Raw genomic sequence first — 242 nt, 5'->3', positions numbered from 1 at the left:
CTTGCCGGCCTCTCGTCCGACCAGGTCGGTGCACTGGCCAGTGACGCCGTCGGCGCCATGTCCACGGCACAGATCGCCTCGCTCAGCACGCTCCAGGTCAAGGGCTTGACGGCCGGTGACATGGATGCGCTGACGTCCAGCCAGGTCGCGGCTCTGAACTCCGCTCAAGCCGCCGCGCTCTCCACCGCCCAGCTCGCCGCCATCGAGACCGAGGACATCAAGTCCATCTCGACCGCAGCACT

1 protein-coding gene is annotated in these 242 nt (G+C 67.8%); it reads left to right on the top strand.

The window, feature by feature from the left end:
- A partial coding sequence (locus tag AC0IZJ_RS28680) for a hypothetical protein (protein ID WP_471855677.1) occupies positions 1 to 242 on the top strand: 242 nt, incomplete at both ends.

Source organism: Roseateles sp. AC306 (assembly GCF_979253795.1).
The sequence above is the reverse complement of the archived record's forward strand: the minus strand, read 5'-3'. Positions and strand labels throughout refer to the sequence as shown.